This window comes from Sphingobium sp. AP50 (genome assembly GCF_900109095.1).
Classification (GTDB): Bacteria; Pseudomonadota; Alphaproteobacteria; order Sphingomonadales; family Sphingomonadaceae; genus Sphingobium.
The window spans coordinates 18,341-38,155 of sequence record NZ_FNYZ01000017.1 but is presented as its reverse complement, the minus strand read 5'-3'; the positions used below and the strand labels follow the sequence as shown (position 1 = coordinate 38,155).

The following is a 19,815-nucleotide window of genomic DNA, read 5'->3' as shown; positions in this document are numbered from 1 at the left end:
GGCCCGATTTTCTATATCACCCCTTGCCCTGATCGTTCGCCGCAAAGCGCGTCCTGTCGATCGCACTGGCGTCCGGCATCAGGAAGTCCACCTTCCCCCGACCGAAATCGATCGCCACCCGATCGAAGATGCGCAACGCGCTGATGCCCAGCAGCAGGGCCGGCTTGTCCTCCATCCCCAGTTCCTTGAACGGGCTGGCATCGGCGAACAGCACCGGCACCTCGATCATGTTGACGCGCCCCATGCGCACCGACTTGATCCGCCCGACCTGCCCGGTCAGCAAGCCGCCCGTCACACTGACCAGACTCGCCTCCAGCATTGCGGGCGCGCGTTTCTTCGCGATCAGCCGGTCGCGCAGGGCCAGATTGCCGATGCTGAAATTGGTGCCGGTGTCGAGCATGATATCGACCCGCATCCCGTTGACGTCGGAATCGAGCAGGATCAGCTGGCCGCGCTTGCGCTTCGCCTCCACCACGATGGTATCGGGATCGCCCCGCAACGGTCGGCGCGCACCACTGCTGGCAATCTCCATCCGCCCCGTCCGGAAATTCAGAGTCACCCGCTTGGCATGCAGGCTGTCCAACCCCAGCAGGCCCGGCGCGCCCAGATTGGCGCCATCCAGCACCGGCGCCTCGATATCGTCGACCCGGTTGCCGCCAAAGCCCAGACGCGGCAGCGCCACCGTATGGGTTTCCGCCCGGCCGGTCATGCTCAGGATCGTCACATTGGCGCGCGGGGGCAGCGCCAGTTGCTGCGCCAGATCGCGTGCGATCACCGTGCGCTGCGATCCGGTATCGATGATGAAGTTCCACGGCCCTTTGCCGTCGATCGAGATCGGGATAGTGACCCGCTGGTCGCTGTCGTCCACCGTCCGCACCAAGGATGGCGGCGCATCTGGATCAAGGGCCGGCCCATCCTGCGCGGCCAATGGCGGCCCACCGATCGCCAGCGCGATACCGAGCAGGGCCTTCGTCGAGACTGGGAGCCGTCCCATATCCTCGTCCTTCCATTATCTTATTCGCTTCTTATATCATGAAGGCCGGTCATCGCGCCAGCGCCACCATTCGCCGCCGCTCCGCCTGAAAGCGCGATTTTCCTTGGCGATCAGCATCTATCCTGCCTTGACGAAACCGGCGACGGATCGCTAAACGCCAATATATCCATCCTCGCCCGTCCGGAGCGAGGGTTTCCGGCCTTCCTGTCCGGCTATCTCCTTCCTTTCCGGCCCATTTCTCATCCACCGCATCGGACCGACTCGCAAATGCATCTCAAGGACCTCAAGAAGACCGTTCCCGCAGACCTCGTCACCATGGCTGAGGAACTGGGCGTGGAAAGCGCATCCACGCTGCGCAAGCAGGACCTGATGTTCGCGATCCTCAAGGCCGAGGCGGAAAATGGCGAGCAGATCATGGGCGAGGGCACGATCGAGGTGCTGCCGGACGGCTTCGGCTTCCTGCGCAGCCCCGAAGCGAATTTCCTGGCCGGTCCCGACGATATCTATGTCTCGCCCAATCAGGTCCGCAAATTCGGCCTGCGCACCGGCGATACGGTGGAAGGCGAAATCCGCGCGCCCAAGGATGGCGAACGCTATTTCGCGCTGACCAAGCTGCTCTCGGTCAATTTCGACGATCCCGATGTCGTCCGTCACCGCGTCAATTTCGATAATCTGACGCCGCTCTATCCCGAACAGAAGCTGCGCCTCGACACGCTGGACCCCACGGTCAAGGACAAGTCGGCCCGCGTCATCGACATCGTCAGCCCGCAGGGCAAGGGCCAGCGCACGCTGATCGTCGCGCCGCCCCGTGTCGGCAAGACGGTGATGCTCCAGAACATCGCCAAGGCGATCACCGACAATCATCCCGAAGTCTTCCTGATCGTCCTGTTGATCGACGAGCGCCCGGAAGAAGTTACCGACATGCAGCGCAGCGTGAAGGGTGAGGTCGTCTCCTCCACCTTCGACGAGCCCGCCACCCGCCACGTCCAGGTGGCCGAAATGGTGATCGAAAAGGCCAAGCGTCTGGTGGAGCACAAGAAGGATGTGGTGATCCTGCTCGACTCGATCACCCGCCTTGGCCGCGCCTACAACACTGTCGTCCCCTCGTCGGGCAAGGTGCTGACCGGTGGTGTCGATGCGAACGCACTCCAGCGCCCCAAGCGCTTCTTCGGCGCCGCGCGTAACATCGAGGAAGGCGGTTCGCTTTCCATCATCGCCACCGCGCTGATCGACACCGGCAGCCGCATGGACGAAGTCATCTTCGAAGAGTTCAAGGGCACCGGCAACTCGGAAATCGTGCTGGACCGCAAGGTTGCGGACAAGCGCATCTTCCCGGCACTGGACGTCGGCAAGTCGGGCACCCGCAAGGAAGAATTGCTGGTCGAAAAGCCGATCCTCAGCAAGATGTGGGTGCTGCGCCGCATCCTCATGCAGATGGGCACGGTCGATGCGATGGAATTCCTGCTCGACAAGATGAAGGATTCCAAGACCAACGAAGATTTCTTCGCGACGATGAACCAGTAAAGGCGTGGCCGGTCCTTCGTCGACTGGCCCCTGTCTTTCTCTCTCGCGATCGCTGGCCTGTTATCGGGATCAGCCTGCATCCGATCCAGCCCGGCGGCGTTGAGGCATCATGTTCCTCTTCACCGCCGCCGCTGCATCCGCCGTCCCCGCGATAGGCTCCTTCGCCGATATCTGGCGGCACATCCTTCATGATTTCAGCATGATCGGCTCGGCCGATGCCATGGCGACCTTTGCCAAGGTGCTGATGATTGATCTGCTACTGGCGGGCGACAATGCCATCGTCGTCGGCGCGCTGGCCGCCGGCCTGCCCGCCGCACAACGGCGCAAGGTCATCCTGATCGGCATCGCCGCCGCGCTGTTGCTGCGCATCCTCTTTGCCCTGATCGTCAGCCAGTTGCTGCAAATTGTCGGGCTGATACTGGCCGGCGGCTTGCTGCTGCTGTGGGTCAGTTGGAAAATGTGGCGGGAACTGCATCCGCCTCACGGCGCAAATACGCCAGACGATCGCAGCGATGACGATCAGTCCGGCCTACGCCCGGCCAAGAGCTTCGCCCGTGCCGCAGGCGCCGTGGCCGTCGCCGATATATCGATGAGCCTGGACAATGTGCTGGGCGTCGCCGGCGCCGCCCGCGAACATCCGGGCATCCTGATCCTGGGCCTGCTTCTGTCCGTGGCACTGATGGGCGCTGCCGCCAATATCATCGCTTATTATATCGATCGCTTCCGCTGGATTGCCTATGTCGGCCTTGCCGTGATCGTCTATGTCGCGGTCGAAATGGTCTATGAAGGCTTTGTCGACCGGCATGTCGGCATCCTGACGCTGTTCACCTGACCCGGCGTCATTCGTCGGCCGCTCCCTTGATCCCGACCGCCTTCCACGGATGCGACACCAGCCCCGCTGCCCGATCCGCCAGCCACCAGCGCAGCCCGATCCGTCGCTCCGCTATGCCCGGCAGACTCCAGATATCCAGCCCCTTGATCGGTCGGAAGGGATTGCGCCTGCCATAAGCCCATAGCTCGATCCGGGTGGCCGATACGCTGGCCTGCGTGCGAGCATGGAATCCGAACGTGTCCGCCACCACCAATGTATTGGCGGGCACGGCAAAGCGGGTCGGCGCAGGCAGACCAAGCCCTGCCAGTTCCTCCGGCATGATGCGGAAGGAACCGCGCGCCGACAGCCGACAATCACCGTCGCGCACGGTCAGGCTCTTCTGCCGTTCCCAGGCGATCCGCTCGGGCGTCAGGCGATGCGATCCCTTCACATAGGTAAAGGGTCCGTTTTCGACCGGCACATCCTCCAGAAACAGCCAGGCCTTCATCGCCGGATAGAAAGTGTCGGCATGGAACTGGATCTGGGGGTCGGGCGGCGCGACATGACGGTTGGGCAGGATCGACTGGATATAGAGCAACGGCTCAATGTCGAAGCTGGCAACATAGCGGGTGAGGGCCCGCCACCGCGCATTGTTGTGAAAGGCGGCAAAGGCCGGGATGGCCCGCCGCGCCGTGGGATCGAGCGCGAGGCGCCGGGTAATCGTATCACCCTGCACCGCTTCGCGCGCCTCGTTCCGATAGTCCGCAATCTGCTGCCGCAAGTCGGCGAACAGCGACGCGGGCAGGAAATCGCGAATCTCGACCACGCCGTCGCGATCGAACCGCACACGATCCTCCGGATGCACCATCCCCGCCAGAGCAGCCCGCCGCCGCGCCGTCATGGCATGGGCCAGACGCACACGCGCGACGTGCAGCCCCATGGCATTGAGACGCGCCGATCCGATCAACGGATTGTCGACGAAGGATTTCGCTCCCGTCAACAATTGTGCCGCCCAGACCGGTGTTAGCAAGGGCGCGAAGAGCCTCATGCCTCCCCGCATCCCATGCCTGACTCCATTGAAAATGAATATTTTCCCTTATTTAGCAAAGATTTAGTTCGTCACCAATATGGTCGCACCGATCGTCTGCCGCGCCTCCAGCGCACGGTGCGCGTCGGCCGCGTCCGCCAGCGCGAAGCGCTGCCCGATCTGCGCCTTGATCACGCCGCGCTGCATCCGGTCGAACAACCGGTCGGCCGTATGGGCCAGTTCCTCTGCCGTGGCGATATAGTCGAACAAGGTCGGGCGGGTGACATAGAGCGATCCGCCCCGGCTCAGGTCCAGCAGGCTGACCGGCGGCACCGCCCCGGACGCATTGCCATAGCTGACCAGCAGGCCGCGCCGCTTGAGGCTGGCGAGCGAAGCCCTCCAGCTATCCTTGCCGACCCCGTCATAGACGACATCGACGCCCTTACCGCCGGTCAGTTCGCGTACTGTCGCGGCCAGATCGTCAAAAGGGCCGTGCAGGCTATGATCGGCATCGACGAGCGCCGCCTTGGCCGCCGACCCGCAATGGGCGATGACGATCACGCCCTTGTCCCGCAACCAGGGGACCAGGATCGATCCGACCCCGCCCGCCGCCGCATGGACCAGCGCCACCTGTCCGGCTTTCAGCGCGATACTATCCTCCGCCAGATAGCAGGCGGTCATGCCCTTCAGCATCATCGCGGCAGCATCTTCACTCGATACGCCATCGGGAATGCGCACCGCCCGGTCCGCCGGTATGATGCGATGCGTGGCATAGGCGCCCAGACCACTGGCGCAACCCACCCGATCGCCCACGGCAAAGCCGGTAACGCCGGCCCCCACCGCAACCACCTTGCCCGCGCCTTCCGACCCCAGCGGGGTGGGGAGGGGGGCAGGGTAAAGCCCCGTGCGATAATAGGTGTCGATGAAGTTGAGGCCGACCGCTTCCTGTTCGATCAACAGTTCGCCTTCGCCCGGCGCGCCCGGATCAAACGCTTCCTTCGCAATCACCTCCGGCCCGCCATGCGCACTGGCCACCATGCGCCATGCCGCCGACATCAGGCGAGGCTTTCGGCAAAGAAATCGGCGGTACGCTTGTCAGCCAGTTGTGCGGCATCCTCGACCCGGCGATTGCCCATTTCGGCGGCAAAGCCATGGTCCAGCCCTTCATAGTCATGCAGCGTCACGTGACGATTATCCTTCAACCCGTCATGCATAGCCTGCTGCGTTTCCGGCGGGACGAAGCCATCCTTGGTCGGGATATGCAGCATGGTCGGCTTGCCGATGCCATGCTGTTCGCCGAGCAGGCCGTCGATCCCCACGCCATAATAGCCGACAAAGGCATCGCCATCGGTACGGCAGGCCGACATGAAGGCGACCCGCCCGCCCAGGCAGTAGCCCACGACGCCCACCTTGCCGGTGCCGCCCAGCGCCGCGCGGGCCGCTTTGATCGTCGCCTCAATATCGCGAATGCCCTGATCCTGATTATATTTGGGAATATAGGCCAGCGCCTGCTGCATCTCTTCGGGCACGTCCGCATCCAGTTCGATATGCGGCTCGATCCGCCAGAACAGGTCCGGGGCATAGGTCAGATAGCCCGCCTTCGCCCAACTGTCGCACTTGCGGCGAATGCCTTCATTCACCCCGAAAATTTCCTGGATGACGATGATCGCCGCGGTCGCTTCGCCTTCGGGGCTAGCGACATAAGCGTCGAATTGCGCATCGCCTTCCAGCGTAGTGATCGGGGTAAAGTCGCCCATGAGATTCTCCTTCATCCGCAAGATTTGAAGCGCATATTGGCCGTTCCGGACGGGCGCGCAACCACCTGCCGCTTTTAAAAATTTGCGTTGATACGCCGACTTGCGGCATGACGGCGCAACGCAATTACAGCGCCATCAGGGAAGAGCAGCGACATGAAGGTAACCGTCGACGTGGATTGCACGCCTGCCGAGGCCCGCGCCTTTCTGGGCCTGCCTGACGTGACGCCCATTCACGACAAATATATCAAGACGATGCTCGACAGTTTCGATGGCGTGGGCAGCGTCGAACAGATGGAAACGCTGTTCAAGAGCTTCTCGCCGCTCGGCGACGCGGGCATGCGCCTGTTTCAGCAGATGATGAATGTCGGTCTGTCGGGCATGACAGGCGGCAAGGACGACAAGAAATAAGCAGCGTGCCCCAAGCTCAGGACGACACCATCTTTGCCCTGTCGAGCGGGGCGCCACCGGCAGGCATCGCGGTCATCCGCATCAGCGGCGATCAGGCCCACACCGCGCTGGAGGCTCTGGCCCGGCGCGTGCCGCACCCCCGCACTGCCAGCCTCGCCTTGTTGAAAGACCCGCGCGACGGCGGCCTGCTCGATCAGGCGCTGTTGCTATGGCTGCCCGGCCCGGCGACGGTCACGGGCGAGGATATGGTCGAACTCCATTGCCATGGCGGTCGCGCCGTCGTCGCGGCGGTCGAGGATGCGCTGGGTGTCATGCCCGGCCTGCGTCGCGCCGAAGCAGGCGAATTCACCCGCCGCGCCTTCGCCCATGGACGCATGGACCTCAACGCGGTGGAGGGCTTGTCCGATCTGCTCGCCGCCGAAACCCAGGGCCAGCGCCGCGCTGCCTTGCTGATGGCAGAAGGACATTTTTCCCGCCGCATCGACGGCTGGCGCCGGACCCTGCTGGACCTGTCCGCCATGGCCGAAGCCGCGCTCGATTTCTCCGACGAAGATGACGTACCCGATGCCGCGATCGAAGCGCGGATAGGGGAGGGGATTGCCATACTGGCGCAGGACGTCGCCACCATCCTTGCCGCACCCTCTGCCGAACGTCTTCGCGACGGCGTGCGCGTTGTTCTGGCCGGTCCACCCAATGCCGGCAAGTCGACCCTGCTCAATGCTCTGGTCGGGCGCGAGGCGGCGATCGTGTCCGATATCGCCGGCACCACGCGCGACCGGATCGAGGTGCCCGCCGCGATCGGCGGCACTGCCTTCCTCTTTACCGATACGGCCGGTCTGCGCGGCGAGACGGCGGATGCGATCGAGGCGATCGGCATCGATCGCGCCCGCGCCGCGCTGAAGGCCGCGGACATCATTCTCTGGCTTGGCGAGGCAAACGAACTGCCCCGCGACGATGCGATCCTGATCGCGGCGCAAAGCGACTGCGCGGAGACGGATCGCCCCGGCCTCTCGCTCTCCGCGCGGACAGGCGAAGGGATGACAAAGCTGATCGCCACCTTGCTGGAACGCGCCGCAGCGCTGCTGCCGGGGGAGGGCGACTATGCCCTGCACACCCGCCAGAGACAGCGAGTGAGACAGTTGCACGACCATCTCGATGCCGCCCGAAGCACGCCTGATTTGCTGGTCGCGGCAGAGGAACTGCGCCTGGCCCGCGCTGCTATTGACGCCCTGACCGGACAGGCCGGGACCGAGGATATGCTCGACCGGCTCTTTTCGGGATTCTGCATCGGCAAATGATGATGTTTCACGTGGAACGCTTTTGACCGACCCTGCCCATATCTGATAAGGGCAGCCCATGCGAACAAGCTATGATGTGATCGTGGTCGGCGGCGGCCATGCCGGCTGCGAGGCGGCTGCAGCGGCGGCGCGCAAGGGCGCGGCCGTGGCGCTGCTCACTTTCGAAAAGGCGACGGTCGGCGCCATGTCCTGCAACCCCGCGATCGGCGGGCTGGGCAAGGGGCACCTCGTCCGCGAAGTCGACGCGCTCGACGGACTGATCGCCCGCGCAGCCGATGCCGCCGCGATTCATTATCGCATGCTCAACAGCAGCAAGGGCGCCGCTGTCCAAGGCCCGCGCATCCAGGCCGACCGCAAACGCTATCGCGCCGCCATTCATACGATGCTGGACGCCCAGCCCAATCTCGACATTGTCGAAGGCGAAGCCAGCGCACTGATATTGGACGGCAACACCATTGCCGGGATCGCCCTCGCCGATGGCCGCAGCCTGAGCGCGCCTTCTATCGTCCTCGCGACCGGCACCTTCCTGGGCGGTAAACTCTTCCGTGGAGACGAGCGCGAAACCGGCGGGCGCGTCGGCGAACGCGCGGCCACCACGCTGGGCCTCCAACTCCGCGACCTCGGCCTGCCAATCGCGCGCCTCAAGACCGGCACGCCGCCGCGTCTCGACGGTCGCACCATCGATTGGGCCGCGCTGGAAACCCAGCCATCGGACGGGGAGGGCTGGACCATGTCGCCGCTCTCCGACCGGCGCATCCTGCCGCAGCTGGATTGCGCCATCACCCGCACCAATGATCGCACCCATCAGATCATCCGGGACGGCCTCGGCCGCTCGCCTCTGTTCAGCGGCGCGATCGAAGGGAGGGGGCCGCGCTACTGCCCCTCGATCGAGGATAAGGTGCTGCGTTTCGGCGATCGCGACGGACATCAGATTTTCCTCGAACCCGAGGGTCTTGAAGACGCGCTGGTCTATCCCAACGGCATCAGCACCTCGCTCCCGACTGACGTGCAGATCGACATGGTCCGCTCGATGCCCGGTCTGGAGAAGGTCGAGATTGCCGTGCCGGGCTATGCTGTCGAATATGATCATGTCGATCCGCGCGCGCTAGACGCCTCGCTGGAAGTGCGCACCGTGCCCGGCCTATTCTGCGCCGGACAGATTAACGGCACGACCGGCTATGAGGAAGCGGCCGCTCAAGGCCTGATCGCCGGCGTCAACGCTGCTGCTCGCGCCCGCGGCGAAGCGCCGATGATCCTCGACCGCGCCAGCTCCTATATCGGCGTGATGATCGACGACCTCGTCTTGCAGGGCGTGACCGAACCCTATCGCATGCTCACCGCCCGCGCCGAATATCGCCTGCGCCTGCGCGCCGACAATGCCGAAACTCGGCTGGGTCCGATCGGTCTGGCCCATGGGATCATCGGCGAGACTCGCGCAGCACGATTGGCAGAACGGGCAACCCTGCGCACAACGATCGAAGCTGAATTGGCCCGTCCCATGACCGCCAGCGAAATGGCAAAGGCCGGCGCTTCGGTCCGACAGGACGGCGCGCGTCGCAGCCTGTTCGACTGGGCCCGCTTCCCCGAAGTAGATAAGGCGTTGCTGCTCGATCTCACGCCGAGCCTGCGCAACGCCCCCGCCGACCTGCGCGCCGAGATTTTGGAGGATGCGCATTACGCGCCCTATCTCCAGCGACAGGATAGCGAGATCGCCGAACTGCGCCGCAATGAGCGCGTCCATATCCCGGCCGATTTCGATTACCGCGCGATCGGCGGCCTTTCGACCGAGATGATCGAGCGGCTAGATGCCGCTCGTCCCGACACCCTCGCTGCTGCCGGACGCATCCGGGGAATCACACCGGCGGCCCTTGCCGCCATTCTTGTCCATGTCCGGCGGGAGGCCGCGTGACCGAAGATGAAGCCCGCGCCTGGCTCCAGGCGCAATTCGATGTTTCACGTGAAACATGGGATCAGTTGGAGCGCTATGTCGCCATTCTCCTGTCGGCGATGGACGAGCAGAATCTGATCGCAGAATCGACCCGCCCGCATATCTGGGTGCGCCATATCGTCGATTCCGCCCAGCTCCTGACCCATGCCGGCAACGATGATGGCCGCGACTGGATCGACCTGGGATCGGGTGCAGGCTTGCCCGGCATCGTCATCGCCTGCTTGGTCGATCGCCCGCTGATGATGGTCGAATCCCGTCGCAAGCGGATCGATTTCCTGAACGACGTCATCGCCGATCTCGGCCTTGGCAATGCCCGCGTGTTCGGCGGTCGGGTCGAAAGCGTCCCGCCGACCAAGGCCGCGATCATCAGCGCCCGCGCCTATGCACCGCTGCCAAAATTGCTCGAGTCCGCGCTGCACCTGTCCGATAAAAAGACCGTCTGGGTGCTGCCCAAGGGACGAAATGCGCAAAATGAACTGGAGGCCGTGCGTCCTACATGGCAAGGTGTGTTTCACGTGGAACCGAGCGTAACGGACGCAGATAGCGCCATCATCGTCGCGCGTTCCGTCACACCTGCTGGCAAGAAGAAAGGGCGCCCATGATCCGCATCGCCATCGCGAACCAGAAGGGTGGGGTGGGCAAGACCACGACCGCGATCAATCTCGCGACCGGTCTTGCCGCCACCGGCCTTCGGGTGCTGCTGGTCGATCTCGATCCGCAGGGCAATGCGTCGACCGGCCTTGGCGTCGGTCAGGCGGAACGTGCCCAGTCCAGCTATGACCTGCTGGTCGGCAATTGCGCACTGGACGATACTATCGTCACGACCCGCGTGCCCAAGCTCGACCTCGTCCCCGCAACGCAGGATCTGTCCGGCGCGGAAATCGAGCTGATCGACTATGAACAGCGCACCCATCGGCTGGAGCGCGTGCTGGCCGAAGCGCAACCCGGCCGCTGGGACATCTGCCTGATCGACTGCCCACCCTCTCTTGGCCTGCTGACGATCAACGCCATGGTCGGCGCGCAATATCTGCTGGTGCCGCTCCAGTGCGAATTTTTCGCATTGGAAGGCCTGTCGCAACTACTCCAGACGGTCGAGCGGATTCGCGGTCGCTTCAATCCCGGCCTGTCGATCATGGGCGTGGCGCTGACCATGTATGATCGCCGCAACCGCCTGACCGATCAGGTGGCCGACGATGTCCGCGCTTGTCTGGGCGACCTGGTCTTCACCACCGTCATTCCGCGCAATGTGCGCCTCTCCGAAGCACCCAGCCATGGCGTGCCCGCCCTCATCTACGACTTCCGCTGCTCGGGATCGGAAGCCTATATGCGTCTCGCGCGCGAACTGATCGCGCGCCTGCCCCGACAGGAGGTTGCCGCTTGAGCGACGAAACGACCGACAAGCCCAAGATTGCCAAGCGTCCCCAGGGTCTGGGCCGGGGCCTTTCCGCCCTGTTGGGCGATGTCTCCCGCGAAGAACCGGTCAACGCCAGTGCCGCGCCAGCCGCGAACGGCAAAGCGGTGCAGAGCATCGAGGTTGCGTTGATTCATCCGCATCCCGAACAGCCGCGTCGCCATTTCGACGAGGGCGCGTTGCAGGAACTGGCCGACAGCATCGCCAAGCGTGGCATCATCCAGCCGATTATCGTCCGTCCCCATGGCGGCGGCTTCCAGATCATCGCTGGCGAACGCCGCTGGCGCGCCGCCCAGCGTGCCCAGATGCATCGCATCCCGGCGATCGTCCGCGATTTCGACGAGCAGGAAACGCTGGAAATCGCGCTCATCGAAAATATCCAGCGCGAGGATCTCAACCCGATCGAGGAGGCGGAGGCCTATCGCAAGCTGATCGCCGAATTTCACCATAGCCAGGAAGCGCTGGGCCGGATCGTCGGGAAGTCGCGCAGCCATGTCGCTAATCTGATGCGCCTGCTGGAACTGCCCCAGGTGGTGCAGCAGCAGGTGATGCATAGCAAGATCAGCATGGGCCATGCCCGTGCCCTGATCGGCGTGCCCAATTGCGAAAAATTGGCCCAACAGGTTGAAGAAAAAGGCCTTTCCGTTCGCGATACGGAACAGCTTGTCCGCCGGGTCAAGACCGGATCGGAAGCGCCTGCCGCCCGCACCATGAGCAAGGATAGCAAGGACAAGGACCCCGATATCGCCGCGCTGGAACAGCATCTGGCCGACATATTGGGTCTGAAGGTCGAAATCGCGCATGATGGTCCGTCGACCGGCGGCATCCTGTCGATGCGCTATTCCAATCTCGATCAGCTCGACATGCTCTGTCAGCGCCTGTCTGGCGAACGAATCTAGACCTTTCCGTCCGGCTTGGGCCTCTCAAAAGCGGCCCGAACCGGACGCAGTTTGCGCAATCTTGTGCGCTGGCACATCCAAGCCCACTGGCCTTTTCCCCATCCGCTGCCTAGGTTGGGGTCATGGCCGACATGCTCTCCACCACCACCGCCGCTCCTGCTGTCATTCGCCGCACCGACTATCAGGTGCCCGACTGGCTGATCCCCGATATCGCGCTCGACTTCGATCTCGATCCGGCATTGACGAAGGTCCGCGCGACCCTGTCCGTCACCCGAAACGGCGCACATGATCGCCCGCTGCGTCTGGATGGCGATGGCTTGGTGCCACTCGAAGTCACCGTCGACGGCCGCCCGCTCGAACAAACAGAATGGCATCTGGAGGCCGGCGCCCTCATCATCCCGCTGACCGGCGAAGCGCATAGCGTCGAAACGCTGGTCGAACTGGCGCCGGAACGGAACAGCAAGCTGATGGGCCTCTACGCCAGCGGCGGCCTGCTCTGCACCCAGTGCGAGGCGGAGGGCTTCCGCCGCATCACCTTCTTCCCCGACCGGCCCGACATATTGTCCCGCTACAGCGTGCGCATGATCGCCGACAAAGCACGCTTCCCGATCCTGCTGGCCAATGGCGATCCGATCGATCAGGGCGACGCCGCCGATGGCCGCCATTGGGCGCTCTGGAACGATCCCTTCCCCAAGCCCTGCTATCTCTTCGCGCTGGTCGCCGCCGACCTCGCCTGCAATGCCGACAGCTTCACCACCATGAGCGGTCGCGCAGTGCAACTTGGCATCTGGGTCAAGGAAGCTGACCTGCCCCGCACCGCCCATGCGATGAAGGCGCTCAAGGACAGCATGGCCTGGGATGAGCGTATCTATGGCCGCGAATATGATCTGGACGTGTTCAACATCGTCGCTGTCGCCGATTTCAATTTTGGCGCGATGGAGAATAAGGGCCTCAACATCTTCAACAGCCGCTACATATTGGCGGACCCGGAAACCGCCACCGACATCGATTATGACGGGGTGGAGGGGGTCGTTGCCCATGAATATTTCCATAACTGGTCGGGCAATCGCGTCACCTGTCGCGACTGGTTCCAGCTCTCGCTGAAGGAAGGCTTCACCGTCTTTCGCGACCAGAATTTCTCCGCCGACATGGGTAGCCATGCGGTCAAGCGGATCGAGGATGTCCGCATCCTGCGCGCGGCGCAGTTCCAGGAGGATAGCGGCCCGCTCGCTCACCCGATCCGCCCTGAATCCTATATGGAAATCAGCAACTTCTATACCTCCACCATCTATAATAAGGGCGCGGAGGTCATCCGTATGATGGCCCTGATGCTGGGCGCCGAGCGCTTCCGGGCGGGCAGCGATCTCTATTTCGAACGGCATGACGGCCAAGCTGCCACCTGCGAGGATTTCGTGCTGGCGATGGAGGAGGGCGGCCAGATCGACCTTGGCCAGTTCCGCCGCTGGTATGAGCAGGCCGGCACCCCCCATGTCCGCGCCCAGATGGCCCATGATGCCGCGAGCCAGACCGTGACGCTCACGCTGGAACAGACGGTCCCGCCCACGCCCGGTCAGCCCGACAAGCAGCCCATGGCCATTCCGCTGCGCACCGCCCTGTTCGATTCCGCCACCGGCCAGCATCATGGCCACGAACTGCTGATGCTCACCCAGCCACAGCAGAGCTTCACCTTCCCCGGCTTCGCCAGCGCGCCGATCCTGTCGATCAATCGCGGCTTCTCCGCCCCGGTGATCGTGGAAACCAACCGCAGCCAGGCCGATCTCGCCTTCCTGTCGGCGCATGATGACGATCCCTTCGCCCGTTATGAGGCGATGCAGCAACTGATGGTCAATGTGCTGATCGGCCGCATCGCCGGGCAGGCAGTGGATGATGGCGCGGTGATCGACGCCATCCGCAACACGCTGACCGATCCGATGCTCGATCCGGCCTTCATCGCCGAAACAATCCGCCTGCCGAGCGAAGCCTATCTGGGCGACCAGATGAAGCAGGTGGACCCGGATGCGATCCACGCCGCGCGTGACGCGATCCAGACGAAGATCGGCACCGAACTGGAGACGCTCTGGCGCGACGTTCATGCAAAGACGAAGGCCAATGCCTTCTCCATTTCCCCGGCCGCCAAGGGCGCCCGCAAGCTACGCAACGCCGCGCTGCATTATCTGGTGGCGGCAGGCGCACAGGATGGCCCCGCCATCGCCTTCGCCCAGTTTAGCGAGGCCGACAATATGACCGAGCGACAAGCCGCGCTGGGCTCGCTGGCCAATGGCAGCAGCCCCGAACGCGAAGCCGCGCTCGACATCTTCTACAACCGCTATTCGGCCGACGCGCTGACGCTCGACAAATGGTTCCAGACGCAGGCCTTCGCCCTGCATCCGGACGCGGTGGAACAGGTTGAGGAACTGGGACGGCACAAGGACTTCACTCTCGCAAATCCCAACCGGGTCAGGTCGCTCTACGGCGCCTTTGCGGGCAATCAGTGGGCCTTCCACCACAAGTCGGGCAAGGGCTATCGGCTGGTCGCAGACTGCATCATCGCGCTCGACAAGCTGAACCCACAGACGGCGGCGAGACTGGTGCCGCCGCTCGGCCGCTGGAAGCGTTTCGACGAAGCGCGCGCCACCCTGATGCGCGCCGAACTGCAACGCATATTGGCGGAACCCGGCCTGTCGAAGGATGTGACCGAACAGGCCAGCAAGAGTCTGGAATAAGTGAGATAATCCGGGCGCTGCCGTCAGCGCCCGGAACAGGGCCCGAACAGGGCAGGGGGTCAGTCCTTGACCGCCGCCACCCATGCAGCGACATCAGCCGCCACCTTGTTTGCCGCGGCATTCAGCGGCGCGCCAACGGTCGAGGAATCGATCTTGCCGCCGATCGGCGCGCTGGCGGTAAAACGCTGGCGGGCCAGCGCTACGCCAGCCGGCGTCGTCAGCACCGCATCATAGGTCACGATCGCGCTATGGCTGGCCGCGTCCACGGTGAAGGCGACGAGTTCGCCCGACAGGCGCTGGCCACCGTCCCCCGAAAACTGCCCGGCATCCAGCACCACCCGATCGGTCGTGGCGGAAATCGTCTCCGCCAGCAGGCGGCGGAACAGATGGCGCGGCGTATCGGCCCACTGGATCTTGGTCACATAGGCGACGGCGGTGGGCGACGTCTGCACCGGCACCCGTACCGTATCGAGCATGCGCGGCGCCTCGGGATCGGCGACGATCAGCGTGCGCCCGTCACCCGCCACCCGCGCAGCCCCGGCCGGCACCTTCTGCGCCGCATCCAGCGTCAACAACTGCATCGGCGGTTTGGCGCCGATCGACACGCAACCCGATAGCAAGGTGGCGGCTAGGAGCGCGCTCATCGCGCCACGGGTCTTCATGGGAAACATCGTCCGCATCTCTCTCATCATGGCTTGTAATCCGGCAGCTTGGGCGATCCGACCAGTGATCCGGCACCCTGCTGGTCGAGCTTTTCGGCAACCCCGCGGAAGGACCGCGACATTTCACGCAGGTCGCGAACCAGCTGGTTCACTTCCGGCATGGTCTGGGTGCTGAACGTCTTTACGCCCGGCTGTGCCTCACCGATCGTCTTGTCGAGGGTATCGATGCTGCGCGTCGCCGACTGCACGGTTTTGCGCAGGTCCGCCATCAGCGGCTTGCCCTCATCGTTCAGCAGCGCATCGGTGGTCGCGGCCAGCTTGCCGATCTGCTCGACCGCCACGCCGGTCCGCTGCACCGCGATCCGCGCTTCGGCCAGCGTGCCGGCAATTTCGGGGCTGCGGTCAGCCAAAGCGCCCGATACCCGCTCGACATTGGCCAGGATGCCGGCGATCGACTGCTGATTCTTGTCGTTCAGCAACTCGGTCAGCCGCTCGGTCAGGGTCGACAGCCGCTCCAGCAGTTGCGGCGCATTGTTCAGCAATTCGCCCAGTGCGCCCGGCTTGGTCGGGATCACCGCCACGCCATCGGGACACACAGCCAGCGTATTTTCTGCCGGGCATTCGATCGGCGGCGCGCCCTTGACCGCGCCGTCCAGCACGATTTCGCTGACGCCGGTAAAACCCACGCCGGAAATGGTCGCCGTCGTGCCTTGCAGCACGGGCGTCCCTTCCTTCACGGAAATGCGCACCTTCACGAAGCTGGGATCACGCTTCCACAGTTCGATCTTCTCGACCTTGCCCGACGGCACGCCGGAATAATTGACCGACGATCCCTTCGCCAGACCGTTGACCGACTGTTTGAAGAAGATGTCGAACTCCTTGTTCTCGCCATCGGAGATGCGCGAAAACCAGAAGGCGGCAGCCATGATCGCGGCCAGCAGCAACAGCGTGACCGTGCCCACCAGCACATGGTTGGAGCGGGTTTCCATATCCTATCGCCTTCCGTCCGGCGGACTCTCTGCCGCCCTGTTCTTCTCACGCTCGACCGCCGCCGTGGCGGCCCGGCCGCGCGGACCGTTGAAATATTCCTGTATCCACGGATGGTCCGTGGCCAGCAATTCGGGAATCGTGCCGACCGCCGTCACCTTCTTGTCCGCCAGCACCGCCACCCGGTCACAGATCGAATAGAGCGTATCGAGATCATGCGTGATGAGGAAGACGGTCAGGCCCAGCGTCTGCTGCAACTTGCGCGTCATCTCGTCAAAGGCGGCGGCGCCGATCGGGTCCAGACCCGCTGTCGGCTCGTCCAGGAACAGCAGGTCGGGGTCCAGCGCCAGCGCCCGGGCCAGGCCCGCTCGCTTCTTCATCCCGCCCGACAGTTCGGACGGATATTTGGGGCCAGCCTCGGTCGGCAGTCCCGTCATCCTGATCTTGTAGGCGGCGATCTCATCCCGCAACGTTCCGCCAATATTAGGATAATATTCGCGCAGCGGCACTTCGACATTCTCGGCCACCGTCAGCGTAGAGAAGAGCGCACCGCCCTGAAACAACACGCCCCAGCGCTTGCGGATCGCCAGGGCTTCGTCATCCAGGCGGCCGACCATATTCTCGCCGAAGACGTGGATTTCGCCCTCGTCCGGCGTCTGGAGGCCGATGATGGAGCGCATCAGCACCGACTTGCCGGTGCCCGATCCGCCGACCACGCCGATGATCTCGCCACGATAGACGTCCAGGTCCAGCCCTTCATGCACGACCTGATCGCCGAAACTATTCTTCAGCCCGCATACCTTGATCGCGATGTCGCTGGATGCGACCGCCGCGTCGACCCGCTGCTCCTCGGCTCGCTGGATATCTTCCTCGCTCATCAATTCCACCCGACCCAGGTGAAGAAGACGGCGAAGAAGGCGTCGATCACGATGACCAGGAAGATCGCCTGCACCACCGCAGCGGTGGTGCGCAACCCGACTTCCTCTGCGTTCGCCTTGACCTGCATCCCCTGAAAACAGCCCGACAGGCCGATGATGATGCCGAAGACCGGCGCCTTGATCAGGCCGACCCACAGATCGGTGATCGGCACCACTTCGCGCAGCCGCTGGATGAAGGTGATGGGCGGGATTTCCAGCGCAACCGCGCACAGGAATCCGCCACCAATCACCGACATGATCGATGCATAGAAACCGAGCAACGGCATCATGACGACCACCGCCAGCGTGCGCGGCAGCACCAGCGCCTCCATCGGCGACACGCCGATGGTGCGCATGGCGTCGACCTCCTCGGTCAGCTTCATCGTGCCAAGCTGGGCAGCGAAAGCGGAGCCAGACCGGCCCGCAACCATGATCGCAGTCATCAGCACGCCCAGTTCGCGGAAGGTGAGGCGGCCGACCAGATTGATCGTCAGCATCTCCATACCGAACTGGCGCAACTGCACCGATCCCTGCTGGGCGATGACGATGCCGATCAGGAAACTCATCAGCCCGATGATGCCCAGCGCGGAAACGCCCACCACCTCGAACCGCTGCACCACCGCATTCAGCCGGAAACGACTGGGATGGCGAATGATATTCCAACTGGCGACCAGCGTGCCGCCAAAGAAACCAAGCAGGCCGACCAAAGTCGATCCGGCGGCCGTGACCGCCTCACCAATCTGGCCCACCACTCGTGACACGGGATGCACATAGTCCGGACGAATCGGCACCGGCTCGTCCAGATTGCCGACCGCATCGATCAGGCGGCGCGCATCGTCCGTTCCGCCAGTAATCTGGCAATCGAGACGTTTGGCGGTGCGATGCACCGTCCAGGCGCCGATCGTATCCATATGATCGACATCGCTCAGGTCGATAGCGGCGACGGGGCCTTGCACAGCCTCCAGCCGGTCGGGCAGGTCAGCAAGGCAGGCGATGGCCAGCGATCCGGAAAGCCGGATTACGCTGCTGCCGTCATGTCTGTCTTCGGCAAGATCAGCGGCTTTGTTCATGCGACGGGATTAGTGGTCCATTATCGGTTGCACGGCAAGCCGAAACGGCCCATCCGCAAGCCATAACGAAGGGCAAGGGCAAAAGTTTCGGACACGGTATGAAGCACAGGCTGGCGATCTACGACATGGACCGCACGGTGACCTTCAGCGGCACCTATACGGGATTCCTGATCCATGTGGCGCGGCGAATGGCGCCCTGGCGGCTACTGCTGCTGCCCTGCGTGGTGCTGCTGATGTTGGCCTATGTGCTCAAGCTGATCAGCCGCCAGCGGCTGAAGGAACTGAATCAGGCGCTGATGATCGGTTCTAATGTCGAACGCGCGAAACTGATGCCGCATATCGAAAGCTATGCGGACCGGGTCGTGGCGACCAACCTGCGCGCCGGTGCGGTGACGCAGATCGCGCAGGATCGGGCCGACGGCTATATGCTGGTGCTCGCCACCGCCTCCTACCGCCTCTATGTCGAACCGATCGCGCGGCGGCTGGGTTTCGACGCGGTGATCGCCACCGATCATCTCAGCCAGGATTTGCGCTATGTCCGGGCGAAAATTGCCGGCGAAAATTGCTACGACACCGGCAAGCTGCGGATGATCAAGGCATGGATGGCCGCGCAGGCGATCGACCGCAGCCAGGCGCATATCCGTGCTTATTCCGACCATGTGTCGGACGCGCCGATGCTCGAATATGCCGACATCCCCTTCGCCTCCAACCCGCACAAGCCGCTGGCCAAACTGGCAGCGGAACGCGGCTGGACGCGGGTCGACTGGGCCTGATCCAATGCAACGTGCTCCTGCGAAAGCAGGAGTCCAATTCCGCCATCTATTGGGTCAGTCCATCGATCGCCGCCCATCCATCCGCGCCGATTCCCGCCAACATCCGGCGACGCGCTGCCTGCACCCCGCCCAGCGCCATGACCGGCGCCTCGACCTGTCGCGCCAGCGCCGCAAAGCGCACCCGCCCCAGCGTCTTCGCGCCCGGATGCGATCGGGTCGGGAACAGGGGGGAGACAAAGCACAGATCCGCGCCGCCCGCCGCGACAGCCTCCCGCACATCATGCACCGGGCAACTGCGCAGCAGAGGACTCATCATCCGCCGCCGGTCGCGACCATGCACCCCATTCGCCCGCCATGCCGCCGCGTCCTTCACGTTCCCTGCCAGCAGCAACACCAGCCGCCGCCGCCGCGCAATCTGCCGCAGCGCCTCGAACAGCGCCCGCCGCTCCACCGGCCCCGTGCCATAATGGCGAAAGACGATCCCCGCCGCCCCCTTGGGCAGTCGCGCCGCCGCCACCAGCAGTGCCGCATCGGCCACCCGCTCGTCCGTCATCAGCCACAGGGCGGGCAGTTTTTTGCGGTGGCGGCGCTGCATAGCCTTCGCCT

Annotated in this window: 19 protein-coding genes; 10 read left to right on the top strand and 9 right to left on the bottom strand. The window is 63.9% G+C overall.

Annotated elements, in window-relative coordinates:
* Positions 1-16: 16 nt before the first annotated feature.
* Positions 17-994, bottom strand: a complete 978-nt coding sequence (locus BMY84_RS21930; protein WP_093086586.1) for an aspartyl protease family protein — start codon at positions 992-994, stop codon at positions 17-19.
* A 267-nt stretch (positions 995-1,261) separates the two neighbouring features.
* Between BMY84_RS21930 and rho the strand changes: the two genes are divergently transcribed.
* The gene (rho, locus tag BMY84_RS21925) at positions 1,262-2,518 is read left to right on the top strand and encodes a transcription termination factor Rho (protein ID WP_093017786.1); all 1,257 of its coding nucleotides are present in this window, start codon (positions 1,262-1,264) and stop codon (positions 2,516-2,518) included.
* 109 nt (positions 2,519-2,627) lie between these two features.
* Entirely contained in the window at positions 2,628-3,350 is a 723-nt protein-coding gene (locus tag BMY84_RS21920) for a YjbE family putative metal transport protein (protein WP_093086584.1), read from the top strand.
* Positions 3,351-3,357: 7 nt separating this feature from the next.
* Here the strand turns inward: BMY84_RS21920 and BMY84_RS21915 are convergent, their stop codons facing one another.
* The 3 genes from BMY84_RS21915 to BMY84_RS21905 form a co-directional block, all read right to left on the bottom strand.
* On the bottom strand, positions 3,358-4,377 hold the full coding sequence (locus BMY84_RS21915; RefSeq protein ID WP_093086583.1) for a phytanoyl-CoA dioxygenase family protein: 1,020 nt from the start codon (positions 4,375-4,377) through the stop codon (positions 3,358-3,360).
* Positions 4,378-4,440: 63 nt separating this feature from the next.
* Positions 4,441-5,412 (bottom strand): quinone oxidoreductase family protein, encoded by a 972-nt coding sequence (locus BMY84_RS21910; RefSeq protein WP_256215356.1) that lies wholly within the window; start codon positions 5,410-5,412, stop codon positions 4,441-4,443.
* On the bottom strand, positions 5,412-6,113 hold the full coding sequence (locus BMY84_RS21905) for a dienelactone hydrolase family protein (protein WP_093086581.1): 702 nt from the start codon (positions 6,111-6,113) through the stop codon (positions 5,412-5,414). The genes BMY84_RS21910 and BMY84_RS21905 overlap by 1 nt, the downstream gene beginning before the upstream one ends.
* 153 nt (positions 6,114-6,266) lie before the next feature.
* On the opposite strand from BMY84_RS21905, the gene BMY84_RS21900 reads away from it, so the two are divergent.
* From BMY84_RS21900 to pepN, 7 genes are all read left to right on the top strand, one after another.
* Positions 6,267-6,521, top strand: a complete 255-nt coding sequence (locus BMY84_RS21900) for a DUF6489 family protein (RefSeq protein ID WP_093086580.1) — start codon at positions 6,267-6,269, stop codon at positions 6,519-6,521.
* A gap of 5 nt (positions 6,522-6,526) precedes the next feature.
* Entirely contained in the window at positions 6,527-7,819 is a 1,293-nt protein-coding gene (gene mnmE / locus BMY84_RS21895; RefSeq protein ID WP_093086578.1) for a tRNA uridine-5-carboxymethylaminomethyl(34) synthesis GTPase MnmE, read from the top strand.
* Between the two features lie 58 nt (positions 7,820-7,877).
* The gene (mnmG, locus tag BMY84_RS21890) at positions 7,878-9,728 is read left to right on the top strand and encodes a tRNA uridine-5-carboxymethylaminomethyl(34) synthesis enzyme MnmG (RefSeq protein WP_093086576.1); all 1,851 of its coding nucleotides are present in this window, start codon (positions 7,878-7,880) and stop codon (positions 9,726-9,728) included.
* Positions 9,725-10,369 carry a 16S rRNA (guanine(527)-N(7))-methyltransferase RsmG gene (gene rsmG / locus BMY84_RS21885; RefSeq protein WP_093086574.1) on the top strand — a complete coding sequence of 215 codons (645 nt, stop codon included), beginning with the start codon at positions 9,725-9,727 and terminating at the stop codon, positions 10,367-10,369. Before mnmG ends, rsmG begins: the two co-directional genes overlap by 4 nt.
* Positions 10,366-11,148, top strand: a complete 783-nt coding sequence (locus BMY84_RS21880; RefSeq protein ID WP_093017772.1) for a ParA family protein — start codon at positions 10,366-10,368, stop codon at positions 11,146-11,148. The genes rsmG and BMY84_RS21880 overlap by 4 nt, the downstream gene beginning before the upstream one ends.
* Complete coding sequence (locus BMY84_RS21875; RefSeq protein ID WP_093086573.1) at positions 11,145-12,077, top strand: ParB/RepB/Spo0J family partition protein; 933 nt, start codon at positions 11,145-11,147, stop codon at positions 12,075-12,077. The genes BMY84_RS21880 and BMY84_RS21875 overlap by 4 nt, the downstream gene beginning before the upstream one ends.
* A gap of 122 nt (positions 12,078-12,199) precedes the next feature.
* Complete coding sequence (pepN, locus tag BMY84_RS21870; RefSeq protein ID WP_093086571.1) at positions 12,200-14,800, top strand: aminopeptidase N; 2,601 nt, start codon at positions 12,200-12,202, stop codon at positions 14,798-14,800.
* 59 nt (positions 14,801-14,859) lie between these two features.
* Here pepN and BMY84_RS21865 read toward each other — a convergent pair whose 3' ends face one another.
* From BMY84_RS21865 to BMY84_RS21850, 4 genes are read right to left on the bottom strand one after another with little or no spacing between them, the layout of a single operon-like run.
* Positions 14,860-15,471: an ABC-type transport auxiliary lipoprotein family protein gene (locus tag BMY84_RS21865; RefSeq protein ID WP_093086679.1), complete on the bottom strand. Its 612-nt coding sequence runs from the start codon at positions 15,469-15,471 to the stop codon at positions 14,860-14,862.
* Between the two features lie 17 nt (positions 15,472-15,488).
* A complete protein-coding gene (locus BMY84_RS21860; protein ID WP_093086569.1) occupies positions 15,489-16,451 on the bottom strand; it encodes an MlaD family protein in 963 nt (320 codons plus the stop codon).
* Between the two features lie 3 nt (positions 16,452-16,454).
* Complete coding sequence (locus tag BMY84_RS21855) at positions 16,455-17,327, bottom strand: ABC transporter ATP-binding protein (protein ID WP_093086568.1); 873 nt, start codon at positions 17,325-17,327, stop codon at positions 16,455-16,457.
* Positions 17,327-18,436, bottom strand: coding sequence for an ABC transporter permease (locus tag BMY84_RS21850; protein WP_093086566.1), 1,110 nt, complete (start codon positions 18,434-18,436; stop codon positions 17,327-17,329). Before BMY84_RS21850 ends, BMY84_RS21855 begins: the two co-directional genes overlap by 1 nt.
* A gap of 98 nt (positions 18,437-18,534) precedes the next feature.
* Here BMY84_RS21850 and BMY84_RS21845 point away from each other — a divergent pair, with 98 nt between their 5' ends.
* A complete protein-coding gene (locus tag BMY84_RS21845; protein WP_093086564.1) occupies positions 18,535-19,209 on the top strand; it encodes an HAD family hydrolase in 675 nt (224 codons plus the stop codon).
* A 46-nt stretch (positions 19,210-19,255) separates the two neighbouring features.
* Here BMY84_RS21845 and BMY84_RS21840 read toward each other — a convergent pair whose 3' ends face one another.
* The gene (locus BMY84_RS21840) at positions 19,256-19,804 is read right to left on the bottom strand and encodes a thiamine phosphate synthase (RefSeq protein ID WP_093086563.1); all 549 of its coding nucleotides are present in this window, start codon (positions 19,802-19,804) and stop codon (positions 19,256-19,258) included.
* Positions 19,805-19,815 lie beyond the last annotated feature (11 nt).